The sequence below is a fragment of the Limnohabitans sp. genome, assembly GCF_044373035.1.
Classification (GTDB): domain Bacteria; phylum Pseudomonadota; class Gammaproteobacteria; order Burkholderiales; family Burkholderiaceae_C; genus Limnohabitans_A.
Window position 1 is genome coordinate 1 of record NZ_JBILQU010000179.1, and the last position, 3490, is coordinate 3490.

A 3490-nucleotide genomic window follows, 5' to 3' on the forward strand; every position below is an offset into this window, starting at 1 on the left:
GCCCTGCAGGCACTCAAAGCGCTGGAACCGCTTCCAGCCGACATCGCCGCAGCCGCTATCTGATCGACCACGCAGGTCCGGGCCTCAGGCCAGCGCTTTTTCAAACTCCGACAAGCGTTTGTAGATCGATCGCAGCTCGGTGATGTCGGTCCAGCGCTCGATCAGGTAAGAAAACGCGTCATTGACCTTGCCAAAGGCGTTGCTCACTTGCTGGATCACCCCCAAAGTGATCAACCCCGTGAACAAGGAAGGCCCCATGAGCAAGAAGGGAAAAATCACCATCATCTGGCCGTAAAAGTTGCTCCACAGGTGAAAGTATGCGTAGTGGTTGAACAGCCGGAAATTGTTCAACCGGACCCCCATGAACAACTCCAGCACCGTGGGCAAATGCATGCGGCTGCGCTCGTCCTCGGCAAACACCAAGTCTTTGCGCAGCGCCGCCTCGGTCCTTTGGTTGTTGTACTCCAGCCCCGGCAAGCGAATGCCCACAAACCACGAAATGACGGTGCCGCCCAGCGCCGTGACCAATGCCACCCAAAACAACGAGCCCTCAAACTGCAACCAGGCAATGGCCATGCCTGCAGACAAGGCCCACAAAATCGGAATGAAGGACACCAGCGTGAGCAGCGCACGCACCAGCCCCAGGCCCAGGTTTTCGGTCTGGCGGGCAAAGCGCATGCAGTCTTCCTGAATTCGCTGCGAAGCACCCTCTACGTTGGCATCGGTGCCCTGCCAGCGCGGCAGGTAATCTTCGGTCATCGCCTGACGCCATCGAAAAGCGAAATGAGAAGCCAGATACGTCTCCAGGCTGCGCAGCAACATGAACGGAAAAGCAATCCACGCAAACTGCCACATGAAGCCCCAGAACTTCTCCAGCCCGCCAGATTGTTCGGGCTTTTGCAACAAGTCATAAAACTCGCCGTACCAAGCGTTGAGCTTGACGGTCTGCTGCACCGTGATGAAGACCAGTGCTACCAGCACGAACAAACCACCCCAGGCCCACAAGGCCCAGCGGCGTGAGAGAAAAAAACTGCGGAACATGGGCTCTTTCGTTCAGGGGTTGACGCTGTCGACCGTCTCGGTCTTGAAGTCGGCGGGCAGCACCACTTCGAGCAATTCCAGATCTTCGCTGTGCCCCAGTTCGCGATGCCGGATGCCTGACGGCTGGTGCACACACGAGCCAGCTTCCAGCCGAACCGCACCCTGGCCCTCATATTCAAACTCGATCCAGCCCTTGAGCACATAGACCAGCTGAAACTCGGTGTGATGCAAATGCGGCTGACTGGAAAAATCATGCCCCCCAGCGGCACGGATCACACTGGCCGTGACACGCCCTTGCGTGGCCTGATTCATGCCTAAATCACGGTACTCAAAAAACGAGCGCAGACCACGCTCGAACTGCGCATCTTTAGCGTGCGTCACCACAAAACCTTGCGTTGTCATCGGCATCTCCTAGGGGGTTCTCTGAAATCGAGCGAACCATCTTGCCTATCCTAAAGCCAAGTGGTAGGCATAGAATTTTTGATCCCGCTCCCAGCCCATGGATGCGTACAAAGACTGTGCTGGCAAGTTTTGTACGTTCGTGGTCAAGGACAAGCGCACAGCGCCCAGCTGTCGAGCATGGTCCGCAGCGGCTGTCAACAAAGCCTCGCCCACGCCCAAGCGCCTGGCCTTGGGGGCCACAAACAGATCATTGAGCACAAACACGCGCGCCATCGACACGGAAGAAAAGCTCGGATAAAGCTGGGTGAAACCCACAGCTTGCCCTTGTGACTCGGCCAACAGCACCACCGATTGACCATGCTCAAAGCGCGCCTGCAGAAAAGTCCGTGCAGCCACGCCATCGCTGGGCTGTCCATAAAACTGGCGATAAGCATCAAACAGGGTGACCACGGCATCGAGGTCGGCCAACACCGCTTGACGGATGGTGATTGAAGTCATGGTTTTTCCTTTTCTACTGCTTGAACGTTGTAGGCTCGCATGCCCGAGGCCACTTGCGAAGCCTCGGTGGTGTCGTCTGGGTAAAAACGGTAACTGGGGGCCACGATGGCGGATACGGACTGCACCTGAATGACCAGCACGCTTTGAATGGTGAAGCGTTGGCCGACCATGGCCAGCAGCGGTGCAGCCCAGTCGGTGAATTCCGCATCGGTGGCACGCACCTCGCGAGCGGTGCCTATGAGCTTGAAGCCCTTTTGCACGAACACATCGACAAAGCTCAAACACACTTGGGGGTGCTGCGCAATGTTGCGCGCACTGATGGGCGAAGCGATGTGGGCCACCACCACATGCAGGTCATCGGCAATGGTCCAGACTTCTTTGGGCGAGACGTTGGGTTGACCCTCGGCGTCCACCGTGGCCAGCCAGCACAGTACGCTGCGGCGGGCCGCTTCGCGGACAGATTCATTCAAAAGGGTCATGCGCACTCTCGGGGGTGAATCAAGCTCAGTGACGCCGCATCAGCGGCTATCCAAAAGGTCATTCTTCATCGTATCCCCTGATTTAATTTTGATTTAAAAAGTTTACATTTTTAAAATGCGACATCCGGCCAATTGAACCTGTATTTCATTTGCTCTGCTTGACTTCAATATTAACGTTACTACAATAAATGAACCGCCATGCACGTACTTTGGGACCCAAAAAAACGGCAATTCAATTTGGACAAGCACGGTTTGGACTTCATTGACGCCGTTGCAGTGCTGGAAAGCCTGTATCGCCTTGACGTTCAGAGCGTGCGAAACCGGGAGCTAAGGACCCAATCATTGGCCTACGTGTTCGATATGCTGGCGGTATTGACTGTGGTGCATGTCTCGCGAGAAAACTCGATAAGGATCATCAGCTTCAGACCCGCGAGTGAAATAGAAAGGACCGCCTACCATGACTGGCTTGAAAACGACTTCGATGACGCTCGCTGAGTTGCGTGAGGCCTCTGTGACGGGCAAAAGCAAGACGCTGAAAAACCGAGTCCAGACCGCTACTCCCTATGTATGGGACGGCGAGGATGAAGACGATCGACCGCTAACGCCAGAAGAAATGCAGGCGGGCATCGAGGCTTACCGCCGTCAACGCGGACGCCCCACAGGCAGCGACAAGGAGTCCACCACCATACGGTTTGACCGTGACGTGCTGGCCGCCTTTCGCGCTGGTGGCCCTGGCTGGCAAACCCGCATGAATGCTGCCTTGCGTGACTGGCTCAAATTACACACAGCAGCGTGAAGCAGATGGAGCGCTATCAGGCTTCTTTCAGCCTCAAGAAAACAGCCATGCGGTCAAGTTCATCGTCCAAAGCCATGGCAAAGGCCTTGTCTTTGGGAGCCACCCCCACAAAGCCCACGTCAGGCGTCAGCACACCTGACTTGGCACTGACGTTGGCCCAGCCTATGACCTGATCGCGCCAGAGCAAAGGCATGGCGTAGTGACCACGCACCCGCTTGGCGGCAGGGGTGTAGGCCTCAAAGCGGTAGGCCCAGCCCCACAGCTGCTCAAAACG

The 3490-nt window shown here is 56.4% G+C and carries 7 protein-coding genes; 2 read left to right on the forward strand and 5 right to left on the reverse strand.

Translation table 11 applies throughout. The features are described 5' to 3' along the window. Positions 1-84: 84 nt before the first annotated feature. The 4 genes from ACIQ47_RS15385 to ACIQ47_RS15400 are packed head-to-tail and all read right to left on the reverse strand — an operon-like array spanning position 85 to position 2420. Positions 85-1041, reverse strand: a complete 957-nt coding sequence (locus ACIQ47_RS15385; protein WP_396438922.1) for a putative transporter — start codon at positions 1039-1041, stop codon at positions 85-87. A 12-nt stretch (positions 1042-1053) separates the two neighbouring features. Then, positions 1054-1443, reverse strand: a complete 390-nt coding sequence (locus tag ACIQ47_RS15390; RefSeq protein WP_396438923.1) for a cupin domain-containing protein — start codon at positions 1441-1443, stop codon at positions 1054-1056. Positions 1444-1488: 45 nt separating this feature from the next. After that, a complete protein-coding gene (locus ACIQ47_RS15395) occupies positions 1489-1941 on the reverse strand; it encodes a GNAT family N-acetyltransferase (protein WP_396438924.1) in 453 nt (150 codons plus the stop codon). After that, positions 1938-2420, reverse strand: a complete 483-nt coding sequence (locus tag ACIQ47_RS15400; RefSeq protein WP_396438925.1) for a pyridoxamine 5'-phosphate oxidase family protein — start codon at positions 2418-2420, stop codon at positions 1938-1940. The genes ACIQ47_RS15395 and ACIQ47_RS15400 overlap by 4 nt, the downstream gene beginning before the upstream one ends. A 198-nt stretch (positions 2421-2618) precedes the next feature. On the opposite strand from ACIQ47_RS15400, the gene ACIQ47_RS15405 reads away from it, so the two are divergent. After that, positions 2619-2915: a BrnT family toxin gene (locus tag ACIQ47_RS15405; protein ID WP_396438926.1), complete on the forward strand. Its 297-nt coding sequence runs from the start codon at positions 2619-2621 to the stop codon at positions 2913-2915. Then, positions 2878-3216, forward strand: a complete 339-nt coding sequence (locus tag ACIQ47_RS15410) for a BrnA antitoxin family protein (protein ID WP_396438927.1) — start codon at positions 2878-2880, stop codon at positions 3214-3216. The genes ACIQ47_RS15405 and ACIQ47_RS15410 overlap by 38 nt, the downstream gene beginning before the upstream one ends. 16 nt (positions 3217-3232) lie before the next feature. On the opposite strand, the gene ACIQ47_RS15415 is transcribed toward ACIQ47_RS15410, so the two are convergent. Then, a partial coding sequence (locus ACIQ47_RS15415; protein ID WP_396438928.1) for a DNA glycosylase AlkZ-like family protein occupies positions 3233-3490 on the reverse strand: 258 nt, incomplete at its 5' end.